The 14,569-nt window shown below is 46.0% G+C and carries 10 protein-coding genes; 8 read left to right on the top strand and 2 right to left on the bottom strand.

All coding sequences use genetic code 11. The annotated features are described in order from the left end of the window. The first annotated feature begins 58 nt into the window (after positions 1 to 58). From ACQEXT_RS03050 to ACQEXT_RS03065, 4 genes are all read left to right on the top strand, one after another. Complete coding sequence (locus ACQEXT_RS03050) at positions 59 to 2,440, top strand: efflux RND transporter permease subunit (protein ID WP_426950574.1); 2,382 nt, start codon at positions 59 to 61, stop codon at positions 2,438 to 2,440. A 52-nt stretch (positions 2,441 to 2,492) separates the two neighbouring features. Continuing rightward, positions 2,493 to 3,245 carry an outer membrane lipoprotein-sorting protein gene (locus tag ACQEXT_RS03055; protein WP_426950672.1) on the top strand — a complete coding sequence of 251 codons (753 nt, stop codon included), beginning with the start codon at positions 2,493 to 2,495 and terminating at the stop codon, positions 3,243 to 3,245. Positions 3,246 to 3,253: 8 nt separating this feature from the next. Further along, positions 3,254 to 4,435, top strand: coding sequence for a hypothetical protein (locus ACQEXT_RS03060; protein WP_426950576.1), 1,182 nt, complete (start codon positions 3,254 to 3,256; stop codon positions 4,433 to 4,435). Positions 4,436 to 4,628: 193 nt separating this feature from the next. Then, the gene (locus ACQEXT_RS03065; protein WP_138970369.1) at positions 4,629 to 5,753 is read left to right on the top strand and encodes a GGDEF domain-containing protein; all 1,125 of its coding nucleotides are present in this window, start codon (positions 4,629 to 4,631) and stop codon (positions 5,751 to 5,753) included. On the opposite strand, the gene ACQEXT_RS03070 is transcribed toward ACQEXT_RS03065, so the two are convergent. After that, positions 5,748 to 6,230 carry a GNAT family N-acetyltransferase gene (locus ACQEXT_RS03070; protein WP_426950577.1) on the bottom strand — a complete coding sequence of 161 codons (483 nt, stop codon included), beginning with the start codon at positions 6,228 to 6,230 and terminating at the stop codon, positions 5,748 to 5,750. The genes ACQEXT_RS03065 and ACQEXT_RS03070 overlap by 6 nt on opposite strands. A gap of 258 nt (positions 6,231 to 6,488) precedes the next feature. Between ACQEXT_RS03070 and pheS the strand changes: the two genes are divergently transcribed. Both pheS and pheT read left to right on the top strand, forming a co-directional pair. Further along, positions 6,489 to 7,472: a phenylalanine--tRNA ligase subunit alpha gene (gene pheS, locus ACQEXT_RS03075; protein ID WP_138970371.1), complete on the top strand. Its 984-nt coding sequence runs from the start codon at positions 6,489 to 6,491 to the stop codon at positions 7,470 to 7,472. A gap of 18 nt (positions 7,473 to 7,490) precedes the next feature. Next, complete coding sequence (pheT, locus tag ACQEXT_RS03080) at positions 7,491 to 9,896, top strand: phenylalanine--tRNA ligase subunit beta (RefSeq protein WP_426950579.1); 2,406 nt, start codon at positions 7,491 to 7,493, stop codon at positions 9,894 to 9,896. Between the two features lie 166 nt (positions 9,897 to 10,062). Here pheT and ACQEXT_RS03085 read toward each other — a convergent pair whose 3' ends face one another. Continuing rightward, entirely contained in the window at positions 10,063 to 11,502 is a 1,440-nt protein-coding gene (locus ACQEXT_RS03085) for a sucrose-specific PTS transporter subunit IIBC (protein ID WP_426950581.1), read from the bottom strand. A gap of 245 nt (positions 11,503 to 11,747) precedes the next feature. Between ACQEXT_RS03085 and ACQEXT_RS03090 the strand changes: the two genes are divergently transcribed. After that, positions 11,748 to 12,740: a LacI family DNA-binding transcriptional regulator gene (locus ACQEXT_RS03090; protein WP_426950582.1), complete on the top strand. Its 993-nt coding sequence runs from the start codon at positions 11,748 to 11,750 to the stop codon at positions 12,738 to 12,740. Between the two features lie 152 nt (positions 12,741 to 12,892). Next, entirely contained in the window at positions 12,893 to 14,527 is a 1,635-nt protein-coding gene (locus tag ACQEXT_RS03095) for a glycoside hydrolase family 32 protein (protein WP_426950584.1), read from the top strand. Positions 14,528 to 14,569: the final 42 nt, after the last annotated feature.

The following is a 14,569-nucleotide window of genomic DNA, read 5'->3' on the forward strand; positions in this document are numbered from 1 at the left end:
AGCCGATGCTGGTTTTTAAATGATGATTTTTGACGAAACGTCACAAACGGAGAGTGTGATGACAGCACAAAAGCCAACCTCAAAACAACCACCGAACTTGTTAACCTTACCCACTCGCATGAGTTGGTGGGTATTACTGATTACTCTATGTTTGCTGGTAACGGCGACCATAGGCGCCAAGAATCTCTATTTTAGAGGTGACTACAATATCTTTTTCGACGGTCAGAACGCTCAGTTGCGAGCGTTTGACGAAATTCAGACCACATTTGCTAAGTCTGACAACCTTGCGATCGTTATTGCGCCACACAGTGGTAATGTGTTCGAGGAAAGAACTTTAACTCTTGTTCAACAACTGACCAAAGATGCTTGGCAAATCCCTTATTCTAGCCGCGTAGATTCTCTGGCTAACTACCAACATACGGAAGCAGAAGACGACGATTTAATTGTTGAAGACCTGCTGTTGGAAGACTATCCACTGACGGAGCAGAGAATTGAAAAAATTAAAAATATTGCGCTATCAGAGCCAGTCGTTAAGCACTCTTTAATCTCTGCAAAGGGCGATGTTACGGTCGTCAATATAACGGTACAGCTACCGGATATCGAAAAAACCGGAGAGGTTCTTGAGGTTGTAGACTACGCAAATCAATTAATAGCGGAATATCAGCAAAAGTACCCAGATATCGAGTTTCACAAGGCTGGCATTATCGCAATGAACCACGCGTTTATGGCAGCAGCACAGCAGGATAGCTCGACCTTAGTACCCACTATGTTACTGGTCATCCTTGTTTTTCTAACGCTTATGCTTCGCTCGCCATTGAGTGTTGTCGCTACTTTAGTCGTTATCATTGGTGCAGTGACTTCGACCATGGGTCTGTCTGGATGGGCTGGAATGTTCTTGAGCACGGCGACAGTGAATATACCTACGCTGGTGATGACATTGGCAGTCGCGGATTGTGTTCATGTCATCGCAACAATGCGTCAAAACATGAGGAAAGGGTATAGCAAATCCTACGCTATTGATCAGAGTATCGCGATTAACTTTGTACCCATCTTGATTACTTCTGTCACGACGTCGATTGGCTTTTTGATGATGAACATGTCTGACTCGCCCGTATTGCGCGATTTCGGCAACCTTGCTGCGCTGGGTGTGATGATCGCTTGCTTTTTATCGGTCTCTTTATTACCCGCACTGCTAAAGGTGATGCCTCTGCGCATAAAAGCAGATTACGCAGATCAGCCTAAGTCTTCGGACTTTATGGATAAATTGGGTGATTGGGTAGTAAAAAACCGCAAAGCGTTATTACCAGTATCTGCACTCGTCATAGCGGTATCGGCGACGTTACTGCCGCTGAACAAAGTTAATGACGAATCGGTGAAGTATTTCGGCACAGGAAGTGAGTTCAGGCAAGCTGCGGACTTTATGGAACAACGAATTAGCGGTATGACGAACATCAGTATCGCAATCAAAACCAATCAGTCGCAAGGTATCGCTGACCCGATTTTTCTGCAATCAATAGGTGACTTTTCACGTTGGTTACGAGATCAGCCAGAGACTGATCATGTGGCAACCTTGTCCGACGTTTATAAACGTCTAAATAAGAACATGCATAGTGACGACGAGCTCTACTACACCTTGCCACTGGATCGTGAGCTGGCAGCACAGTATTTGTTGCTTTATGAAATGTCACTGCCTTATGGCTTAGATTTAAATAACCAAATCAATGTCGACAAGTCTTCGATCAAAATGGTCGTGACCGTCGATAACTTAGGCAGCGTAGAACTGGTTGAGCTAGAAAATCGCATTTACGACTGGTTCGCAGCTAACGCCCCTCAGTATCAGGTTGTCGCTTCGAGCCCTTCACTAATGTTTGCGCATATTGGTGAAACAAACATGGCGAGTATGCTATCAACGTTGCCTATCACGTTGATATTAATCTCGGCATTGATGATTTTCGCCCTGCGCTCGGTCAGGTTGGGATTGATTAGCGTCGTGCCTAATATGGCTCCGGCAATTATCGGTTTTGGATTATGGGGAGTGACGTCTGGTGAGATTAACTTAGGCCTATCTGTTGTTGTGACTTTGACGTTAGGCATCGTCGTCGATGACTCAGTGCATTTCCTCGCTAAATATCAACGAGCCCGTCGCCAAGGTCAGTCCGCTGAACAGGCAGTGCGTTACGCTTTTCACACTGTTGGCCGAGCACTATGGATCACCACCGTTGTTCTCATCGCAGGCTTCTCTGTACTGGCTATGTCGAGCTTTAGACTCAATGCGGATATGGGTCAGCTCAGTGCAATGGTTATCTTTATCGCGCTCGTCGTAGACTTTATTTTCTTACCCGCATTGTTGATGCGTTTCGATACAGCAAGCTACCTCGAAAAAGAGTTAGAAACAGAGAATCAACATCGTTCACCAGTGACACAAACGACAAGTTATTAAGGAAATCAACATGAAACGAACCTCAATTGCAATGATTAAGACGGTCACTTTAATGACATTACTTGCCGGGAGTAGCCAAGCGTTGGCGACACCAGAGCGTGGGTTGGAAATCGCTACCGAGCGCAAAGCCCGTGATGAGGGTTGGCAAGACTCGGTTGCGACGATGGAAATGATATTGAAAAACGCTCAGGGTGAGAGTAGTACGCGAGCAATGCGCCTAAAGTCGTTCGAAGTCGCGAATGATGGAGACAAAGGACTAACTATATTTGATCAACCCCGTGACGTGAAAGGTACGGCATTTTTGAACCACTCACACAGCGTGAAAGCCGATGACCAATGGCTCTATCTACCGGCGCTTAAACGAGTGAAGCGTATATCATCTCGCAATAAATCGGGCCCATTCATGGGGAGTGAGTTTGCCTATGAGGATTTGAGCTCATTTGAGCTAGAGAAGTATAACTTTAACTATCTCGGTGATCAGGTCATTGATGACACGCAAGTCTATTTGTTGGAACAGACGCCAACAGATCAAAACTCCGGCTACACCAAGCAGTTGGTTTGGTTGGATAAGCAGCACTACCGACCATTAAAAGTAGAGTTTTATGACCGTAAAGGCTCACTGCTTAAAACATTGGCATTCACAGATTACAAGCAGTACCTCGATAAGTTCTGGCGAGCCCATACAATGGCGATGGTTAATCATCAAACGGGTAAAAGTACAATTTTAACCACCAGTAGTATGGCGTTTAAGACGGGACTGACGGAAAAGGATTTCGAGAAAAACATCCTCAATCGTATTAAGTGAGGGGATTTATGAAGCAAATACTAACGAATGCTGGCCAATTGTTGGCCAGCGGACTACTGACTGTGATTGCGTTACAATGTCACGCAGCTGAGTTGTCCGGACAAGTCAACATAGAGCACCGACAGTTTTTCTCAAGTGGCCTACAAGGGCAGAACAAAGCACAGAGCTCATTCGTTGCAGAACCGGAGTTTTATTGGCAAGTGAGTGATAACTCGGATTTTACCTTTGTACCGTTCTACCGTGCCGATAGCCTTGATAGTGAACGGACTCATGGCGATATCCGCGAAGCGCTCTACTTAACTTATTGGGATGACTATGAGCTGCGAGTTGGGATTGGTAAGGTTTTTTGGGGTGTGACGGAATCGACGCATCTGGTGGACATCGTTAACCAAACGGATGCGGTTGAATCTGTAGAAGGGGAAGATAAGTTGGGCCAGCCAATGGTGCACCTGACTTCGATTAAGGAGTGGGGAACCCTCGATGCAATGGTGTTGCCCTATTTTAGAGAGCGCACATTTGCCGGCGAAGATGGAAGACTTAGGCCGACCATTCCAGTCTCAAATTCAGCAAATTATGAGTCCTCCCGCCAAGAGCAACATATCGATTATGCGTTAAGGTATTCGAAGATGTATGGCGATTGGGATATCGGTTTAAGCTATTTTCAAGGCACCAATCGAGATCCCTATTATCAACTTGAACAAAGAGAACTTAAGCCATATTACGCACAAGCGAAACAGATAGGTCTCGATATTCAGGGGATCGTCGGTGATTGGCTGTGGAAAATGGAAAGCATCTACCGAGATAGCTTAGACCACCACACTGGTCTAGTGTCTGGCTTTGAATACACCATCGTTGGGCCATTCGAAACAAACTGGGATATCGGCCTGATCGCTGAGTATCTCTATGATAGCCGTGGTAACAATGCGCAGAACATCGGTCAGAACGATCTGTTTCTTGGTACGCGTTTTGCGCTCAATGATGAAGATAGTACGGAAGTATTGGTTGGTCTGACACAGGATTTAGATCATAGCGACGTATATAATGCCAAACTAGAGGCATCGAGTCGTTTGACCAATCATCTCTCATGGAACATCAATGCTTGGCTGTTCGCTAATGAAAGCCCGAACGATTTGCTCTATTTTGCCCGCAAGGATGACTTGATTGAATTTTCGCTAGAGTATTACTTCTAAAGTGTGCCTATGTCACCCTTTTCAAGTGTGATATTGATTCCATTATTGTAGGGGGCTGATCAAGTTCCCTTTTTTTGATGCAGACCCCTTAGCCTTGAGTTAAAAGCATGTATTATCGCCCCTAATCAGTTAAGGTAATTATGTTATTGCCCTTATTGGTAAGGGCAATGAATGATTTGTAAGGCTAGGTTGAATGAAATCATTTGAATGGGATAGCTGTTATGAAACAGGGTTGGATGATGTCGATGAACAGCATCAATACTTGGTCGAAATCATTAACCGCTATGGTGCTCTGATCGCACAGAACAACATCTCTATGCAAGATATACGCATAGCGTTGTTTGAGCTGTCGCGATACGCCGAGTTCCACTTTAAGGAAGAAGAAAACTTGATGCGCACCGCTGGTGTCTATCAAAAGCATGTTGAAGAGCATATCAAGATACACAGAGCGTTTATGGCTGATATTTTGAGTATGCAAGCGTTTATCAATGAAGGAAATAAAAAGGCTTCTGAGCATCTACTCAACTTTCTTATCCATTGGTTGGCTTACCACATACTTGGCATCGATCAGAATATGTCTCGTCAGGTGAAGCAGATTGAATCGGGGGTTGATCCTAAGCTAGCTTGGGAAACAGAAGAGAAAAAGCAAGACTCCTCCACTGAGCCGTTGCTAAAAGCTTTGAATGGACTGTTTGAGCAGGTGTCAGAGCGAAATAAAGAGCTACTAGAGCTAAACCAGTGCCTAGAAGACAAGGTGTTAGAGCGCACCCAGCAGTTGTCGAGGGTTAACAAGCAGCTTGAAGAATTGTCACTGACGGATTCTTTGACTAAGTTGCCAAACCGCCGTTGTGCTATTCGCAAACTCAAAACTTACTGGCATGAATCGATACACAACAAAGAACCACTGGTTTGTATCATGATCGATGTCGATTACTTTAAACAAGTGAACGATACCGCAGGCCATGACGCGGGCGACCGATTGTTAGTTGAGCTTGCTCAAACGCTGGCTGACTCGTTTAGAAGTGACGATCTTGTTTGTCGCTTAGGTGGAGACGAATTCTTTGTGATTTGTCCTAACACGGATCTAGCGGGTGGTATGCACATTGCTGAACTGACTCGAAACAAAGTGAATCAAATGCTAGTACCAGTGGGGCAAAGTGTTTGGAGAGGAAGTATTAGCGTTGGTGTAGGGGAGCGCACTTCTGCAATGAACGACTTCAATGATTTGATCAAAGAAGCCGACAACGCGGTGTATCGCTCGAAAGCCGAAGGCCGCAATCGCGTGTCAAGTGCGGCAGATATATCGATGGAGCTATAACTTCTTTAGCATCCAGACATCACATGAACTATGTTCTGTACCATCTAGCGGTTGCTCAAGATGTGTAAAGCCCAGTTTTTCATACAGTGAAATAGCGGACTTCATCGAAGTGAGTGTATCTAAATAGCACTCACTGAAGCCTTGCTGCGTCGCGAACTCTAAACAGAGTTCAGTTAGCTGTTTACCAAGGCCTAGACCGCGACTTTGTGGTAACAAGAACAGTTTTTTCAACTCACAGGTTTGTTGTGAGTGATTAAAGGGGGCTAATCCACAGCCTCCGACGATCTTGCCATCAATGCTCGCAACGAGATACAGACTCTGTTTATCCAGTGTGTAGCTTTGGCTCATCGCATCCACTTCAGGGTCTGACGGGCCAAATCCTTCACCAATGGCGCCATATTCTGCGCCAACCGCTTTAATGATTGCACGAATCTCACTGTCATCAGTTGGTTGGATTGGATTGATGATTACTGTCATTGTGACTCCTTTCTATACTTCTCATGCCAAATAACTGGGTATGAAAAACACTTTTATCAAGCGTTGAGGTGAATTTTTGCCCAAAGGCAGTAAATAAGCAGATTTCAGTTTGGATTTGCATCAGTCATTCGTTACTATGTATAGCTATTTATAGACCCAAAATCCCTGTCGGGTATGAGTATATAATTGCTCTACCTAAAATGGACACTACCACTTATGCCTATGACTTGCATATAGGTGTAGGTAGATGAGGAAACGATGCAACATCTAGAAGAGATCATTGCTAACGCGAACGCGGCAATTGAAGCTGCAGATTCGTTAGTCGCACTTGATGAAGTGCGTGTTCAGTATCTAGGTAAAAAAGGTGAACTGACTGTTCAACTTCAAAGCCTAGGTAAACTACCACCAGAAGAACGCCGTGAAGCTGGTCAAGAGATCAACAAAGCGAAAGGCGTTGTTCAGCAAGCGATTGCTGCGCGTAAAGATGCACTTCAAAGTGCAGAACTTGAAGCGAAGCTAGCTGCTGAAACGATTGACGTAACGCTACCAGGTCGTCGCATTGAGAACGGCGGTTTGCACCCTGTTACTCGTACTGTAGAGCGTATCGAGCAGTTCTTTGGTGAGTTAGGCTTTAACACTGAGTCTGGTCCTGAGATTGAAGATGCATTCCACAACTTTGATGCGCTAAACATCGCAGAAGATCACCCAGCTCGTACTGATCACGATACCTTCTTCTTCAATCCAGATCTAATGCTGCGTACCCATACGTCAGGCGTTCAGATCCGTACGATGGAAAATGGCAAACCACCATTCCGTTTCATCGCACCGGGCCGTGTTTACCGTAACGACTACGACCAAACGCACACGCCAATGTTCCACCAAGTGGAAGGCATGCTAGTAGACGAGAACGTTAACTTCGCTCAGCTAAAAGGCATCCTGCATGACTTCCTATGTAACTTCTTTGAAGAGGAAGTTGAAGTTCGTTTCCGCCCATCTTACTTCCCATTCACTGAGCCTTCAGCAGAAGTGGATGTAAAAGGTAAAAACGGCAAATGGCTAGAAGTTCTAGGTTGTGGCATGGTTCATCCGAACGTACTGCGCAGCGTAGGAATTGACCCTGAGAAATACTCTGGTTTTGCATTTGGTATGGGTGTTGAACGTCTAACTATGCTTCGTTACGGCGTAAACGACCTACGTGCGTTCTTCGAGAACGATCTTCGTTTCCTAAAACAGTTCAAGTAATCCAGGGGATACATCACTATGAAATTCAGCGAATCATGGCTTCGTGAGTGGGTAAACCCTGCGGTATCCACTGACGAACTAACGCACCAAATCACTATGGCGGGTCTAGAAGTAGACGACGTTCTACCGGTAGCGGGTTCTTTCACTGGCGTTAAAGTTGGTCAAGTGGTTGAGTGCGGTCAGCACCCAGACGCAGATAAGCTACGCGTTACTAAAGTCGATGTTGGTGCAGAAGAACTGTTGGACATCGTTTGTGGCGCGTCTAACTGTCGTCAAGGCATCAAGGTTGCAGTTGCAACGGTTGGTGCTGTGCTACCAGGCGATTTCAAAATCAAGAAAGCCAAACTACGTGGTCAACCATCACATGGCATGCTGTGCTCATTCTCTGAGCTAGGCATTGACGTAGAATCAGATGGCATTATGGAACTGGCGGAAGATGCGGTAATCGGTACTGATTTCCGTGAATTCCTAGCGCTAGATGACGTGACAGTAGACGTTGACCTAACGGCAAACCGAGCGGACTGTTTCAGCATTCGTGGTATGGCTCGTGAAGTGGGCGTTCTTAACCGTGCTGATGTCACTGAGCCAGCAGTAAACCCTGTTGCTCCCGCTATCGACGATCAAGTTTCTATCGAAGTGAAAGCGCCAGCGGCGTGTCCTCGTTACCTAGGTCGTGTGATTAAAAACGTCAATGTGCAAGCAGAAACACCACTTTGGATGCAAGAGAAACTGCGCCGTTGTGGTATTCGCTCTATCGACCCAGTTGTTGACATCACTAACTTTGTTCTTCTAGAGCAAGGTCAACCGATGCACGCATTCGATCTTGCCAAGATCGACGGCGGTATCGTGGTTCGTTTGGCAGAGCAGGGCGAGAAGCTCACGCTTCTAGATGGCACTGAAGCTGAACTTAACGCCGATACTCTTGTTGTTGCTGACCACAACAAAGCGCTAGCGATTGCGGGCATCTTTGGTGGTGAACAATCTGGTGTTACGTCTGAAACCAAAGACGTGCTACTAGAGTGTGCTTTCTTCGCACCAGATCACATTCGTGGTCGCGCGCGTAGCTACGGTCTGCACACAGATTCTTCAATGCGTTTTGAGCGTGGTGTCGATTTCGCACTACAAACGAGCGCAATGGAGCGTGCAACAGAACTTCTAGTTGAGATCTGTGGTGGTGAAGTAGCTCCAGTGGTTGCTGTTGAGTCGCAAGCGGACCTACCAAAAGCAAACACAGTATCACTACGTCGTACCAAACTAGACAGCCTACTAGGCCACCACATTGCAGACAGCGATGTTGTTGAAATCCTAGAGCGTCTTGGCCTAACGGTTGAAACAACAGATGCAGGTTGGACAGCAACAGCACCAACATGGCGTTTTGACATTGCCATTGAGCAAGATCTGGTTGAAGAAGTGGGTCGTATCTACGGTTACGACAACATCCCTAACCAAAATCCAGTGGCGGCACTTAAGATGCACGACCACGTTGAAGCAGACATTCCGCTAAAACGCGTTCGTAATCTACTGGTTGATCGTGGTTACCAAGAAGCGATTACCTATAGCTTCGTTGAGCCAGAGCAGCAGAAACTTATCGTTCCGGGTATTGAACCATTAATCCTGCCTTTCCCTATTTCAGCGGATATGTCAGCGATGCGTCTAGGTCTCATTCAAGGCCTTCTGAACACGGTTGTTCATAACCAAAAACGTCAACAGCCACGTGTTCGCTTGTTTGAATACGGTCTGCGTTTCATTCCATGTGAATCTGCTGAAAATGGTATGCGTCAGGAGCCTATGCTGGCTGGTGTTATTGCGGGTACTCGCAGCGAAGAGCACTGGGATATCGCGACCAACACTGTTGATTTCTTCGACCTAAAAGGCGATCTAGAAGCTGTACTTGAGCTAACCGCTAACCAAAGCATTTACTCTTTTGCTGCGCTTTCAGCAGAAGATAAAGCTGCGAATCCAGCGCTTCACCCAGGTCAGTCTGCTGCGATCCTTGTTGACGGCAAGCAAATTGGTGTTATCGGTACTGTTCACCCAGAGCTAGAGCGTAAGTTTGGTCTAAACGGCCGCACTATCGTGTTCGAAGTAGAATGGAATGCAATTAGCACTAAAGTGATCCCAGAAGCGGTTCAGCTTTCTAAGTTCCCATCAAACCGCCGCGACATTGCTGTTGTTGTTGACGAAGCGACCGCTTCTGGTGACATCGTTGCAGCATGTCTAGAGCAGGGTGGTGAATTTCTGAAAGATGCTCGTCTGTTTGACGTTTACGTTGGTAAAGGCGTAGAAGAAGGCAAGAAGAGCCTAGCTATTGCGCTTACACTACAATCTGTAGAACGCACTCTTGAAGATGCGGACATTGCAGGCGCAGTCGATACAATCGTTGCTCACGTCTCAGAGAAATTTGGCGCAACACTCCGCGATTAATCTCCTTATAGTGAAGCAATAAAAAATGCCACTAGCGTAAGCCAGTGGCATTTTTTTATGTCGCTACAGTAGAAAGACAGTGCAAATCGAACCAACGAAAATGCCCCACTGCTAAGTGGGGCGGAGCCAAAACAAGCTTTGGCTACAGGGGACAGAGTAAAGCAGTTTATGCTGCTGCGGTATTTGCTGACTTGATCTGTTCGCGAGCACCAAGCACCAGAGTGAGGCCGAATGCAACCACGAATGAGATAGCCATACCCGCAATGTAGTAGCCTAGTTTGTCAGGGACGATAGAGATAATACCAGGTAGACCCGCAGCACCTAACGCTTGAGCTTTGACATTGAAAAGGGTGATAAACGCGCTAGCACATGCAGCACCTAGAATAGCAGCAATAAATGGATAACGCAGTTTCAGGTTAACGCCGAACATCGCGGGTTCAGTAATGCCGAGCAAAGCAGTCACACCTGACGGCATCGCAATGCCTTTCAACTTAATATCTTTAGTGGTAAAGCCTACCGCCAATGCGGCTGCGCCTTGAGCAATGTTAGACATAGCAGCAATTGGGAAGATAAAGGTGCCGCCAGTCACTGCAATATCGGCGAGAAGCTGTGTCTCGATGGCGATAAAACTATGGTGCATCCCTGTGATGACAAATGGAGCGTAGATAAATCCTAATAGTGCACCACCGATGAAGCCTGCTGAGTCATAAAGCCAGTTTAATCCATCACCAAGAAGGAAGCCGAGATCACGTGTAATAGGGCCAACGAGTGTAAATGTCAGGAAGCCAGTGATGAAGATCGCAAGCATGGGAGTGAGCAGGTTGTCGAGAACCGAGGGAATAACTTTACGTAGTCCATTTTCCACTTTTGCTAGAATGAAGGCGGATACAAGAACAGGCAGTACGGAACCTTGGTAACCGACTTTTTGGATCTCGAAACCAAAAATATTCCAAGTAGGGATTGTTCCCGCTACGCTGGCACCACCAAAGCCCCAGCCATTGAGAAGGTCAGGGTGCACCATTAACATACCCAATGCGGCACCAAGGAACGGGTTACCGCCGAATTTTTTACTGGCAGAGAAAGCTAACAGAACGGGAAGATAGACAAAAGGAGCGTTAGCGAAGGTATTAATCATACTTGCAAGATCGGCGAGACCAGGATTGGCTTCGATCAGAGATTGGCCTTCGATGAAGAGTCCTTGCGCAGTGAGCAAGTTGAAAATACCCATTAACAGACCACCAGCAACAATGGCAGGAATGATGGGTACGAAGATATCGGATAGACCTTTGACCGCGCGCTGAACAATGTTCTGCTTTTGAGCTCCAGCACTGGCGACGTCATTCGTTGACATCTCGGTCATTCCTGTAAGCTTAGCCATTTCAGCGTAAACTTGATTGACAATACCAGAACCGAAAATGATCTGATATTGGCCAGCAACCTTAAACTGGCCTTTAACGCCATCTAAGTTACTGATCTTTTCTTCATTAATCAGCGACTCGTCTTTGAGTGCTAAACGAAGGCGTGTCGCACAGTGGGCGAGCGCTTGAAGGTTGTCTTTACCGCCAAGCAGTTCCAGCAGCTCTTTTGCAATTATTGGATAGTTCATTCCAAACCCCGAATATTATCTGTAGCTTATGTAATTAATAGTTCACAAGAGCGCGAATGACTCTTTTGGGAACGTTTGCAAAAGTGATTCTTTTCGATCAATCTCATTCAGTCAAAGTATAGTGTGGCTTTATGTGAACTAGATCTGCTAAATTATTTTGCTAAACCGTTTGGGCAAAGTGGATTTTGTGCCAAAATCTGCTAGTTTTTGCAAATAATCCCAATAACTTATTAAGGCTTTCTTTCATGGCAAGTTTACATGACGTCGCAAAATTGGCCGGAGTCTCAAAATCTACCGTATCTCGGGTCATTAATAACGAGTATGGAGTAAAAAAAGCCACCCAAGTTAAGGTGATGAAAGCGGTAGAAGAGGTAGGTTATGTCGTTAACCAAGTCGCTAAAGATCTAAAATCGCAAAAAACTAACCTAGTGGGTGTGATTGTTCCTCGGGTATCTTCAAACGCCACCGCTCAGGGCGTCGATGGCTTAAGTCGTATATTTGATCAAGCGGGAAAGCAGGTTTTACTTGCCAGCACTCAACAGTCTGGTGAGAAAGAAATTGAGTATATTCAATTGTTTAATCAAAAGAGGGTAGAAGGCATTGTCCTCTATGCTACTCACATTGATCAGCAGTTGGTTATGGCGATTAATCAGTCAAAATCCCCCGTAGTACTGGTTGGTCAGGATGGTTCTCTGTTCAATATTCCCAGTGTAGTTCACGATGATCTACGTGTAGGGTTTGAAGCGGGTAATCGCCTATTGGCTGCGGGTTGTCAGAATATCGGCTTTATTGGTGTGCCTGATACTGACCTTGCAGTCGACAAACTTCGCTCTGAAGGCTTAAAACAAGCTTTGGCAATGAGTCAGGCGAATGAGCTACTGTTTCACTGCCATGGCGAATTTAGCATTGAGTCTGGTTATGCCAATATGAAGCAGCTTATCCACGAGTATCCAACAATGGATGGCGTATTCTGCGCAACCGACCGAATCGCCGTTGGGGCAATCAAGGCGCTTAAAGAAGCAGATATTGAAGTCGGCAAGGAAGTGAAAGTGCTAGGGGTGGGGAATGATGAGTTGGGCTATATCAACTCCCCAAGTCTGTCAACTTTTAACTATGCTTTTGATAAAGCAGGAGAAAGTGGAGCCAAGATGCTACTTGAGTTAATTGACGGTGCACCCCAAGTGATGAGTAAGGTTGTGTTAACTTTCCAAAATATCGCTCGCGATACCTGCAAGTAACTTAACGAGACCATATACTTAAACCTAGCTTGAGCTAGGTTTTTTTGTGCCTGTGATCACAGAGAACCCGCATTAAGACCGTAATGTATCTTGTAGTTTGGTTGTTGATAATGTAATTTTGCAAACGTTCCCAATTTTTTAGGTAAGTTTTGATGTCCATTGCGCACTATTTCTCCCTATGCGGAGGCAAAAACAACATAACTCGGGTATTGGCTCCTGAGGACAAGCTGATTTTCTCTGTCGCTGAAATAGATTTGATCACTCGAGGTGAATACCCCTACGAGGTGACGAATGTATTGGGTGAGTATCAACTGGTATTCGATAGACCCGAGTCAATAGGTCGTAACGAGCTGCTCGAAATTGGCCAGGTAATTGCTGACCGTCAGCAGAGCCACTTAACGAAGCGTACGATACCTACTGAGTGTCCTTACCGGCCTGAGTGGCACATTTCACCGCCAAACGGGCTTCTCAATGACCCTAATGGTTTCATTTATCATAACGGTGAGTATCATTTGTTTTATCAGTGGTACCCGTATGCTTGCCAGCACAAGGATAAGCATTGGGTCCATCAAACCAGCACGGATTTGATCAATTGGCGTTGGCAGTCCGTGGTTCTTACTCCTTCGGATTGGTTTGATTCTCACGGCGTATTTTCTGGCCATGCCGTTAGCCACAATGAACAATTGATGCTGTTTTATACTGGCAATACTCGCATTGGTCAGCAACGTGACCGGCATACGACGCAGTGCGTTGCGGTTTCAAGCGACGGGCGTAACTTCGTTAAACGTGGTCCTGTAATTTCTGAATTACCTGATGGTGTCACGCCACATATCCGCGATCCTAAAATCATCCGTCACAACCAAGAGTGGCTGATGCTACTCGGCGCGCAGACAACGGAGTTAAAAGGCCGCATCGCGCTGTATCGCTCAAATGATCTGGAAAATTGGCAGTATGATGGTCTGTATGGTGCAGAGTTGGGTGACTTCGGTTATATGTGGGAATGCCCAGATATGTTCATACTAGATGAACAACACTATCTCATTATCGGGCCACAGGGTATTGAATCATTCTCACCGCATAACACGGTTCCTCACCAGAATGGGATTGTGAAAGCGAACTGGAACAATCAGCAAGGTATCGATTTTGGGGAATTTGCCTATCTGGATTATGGTTTCGACTTTTACGCTCCCCAAACCATGCTAACGCCTGATGGCCGTCGGATTTTGTGTGCTTGGATGGGATTACCAGATGAGGTGGATCAGCCTAGCGTAGAGAATGGTTGGATACACCAGCTCACTGCAATGCGAGAGTTAAGCGTCAAAGAGGGCAAGTTAATCCAGTGGCCGATTGGCGAACTTGATCGTTTAGTGGCGTCCCAGACCAGAATTGAGCTCACAAACGAACCCTACGATCTAAAGACCAAGTCGTATGATCTCAGTATCGAGTTGGAGTGGGGGGCGACTTTGCACCTATTTGAGGGCAGTGAGCATAAGCTGATTGTGCATGCTGATATGGATAAGTCGCGTTTGATTCTAGATCGTTCGAACACTCTTAATTGGGCTCAGGATAGTATCCGAGAACTTCCAGTGCAGTCTGAGCGCATAAATCTCAGGATTTTGGCAGATAACTCTTCGGTTGAGATATTTGTTAACCACGGTGACGCGGTGATGACATCTCGTGTCTTTACTGCCCCTGATGCCACGAGTATTTCTCTCCATGGCGCACGTTCACCAGTGACCATCAAGAAGCTCAATCCGAGCGCGGCGCCCTTTAAGTCGGTGCGTTAATCGATGGCAATAAAACCCCAAATTTATCATTTGGGGTTTGGT

Origin of the sequence: Vibrio sp. TRT 29B02, from assembly GCF_050113655.1 — a bacterium.
Lineage (GTDB): Bacteria > Pseudomonadota > Gammaproteobacteria > Enterobacterales > Vibrionaceae > Vibrio.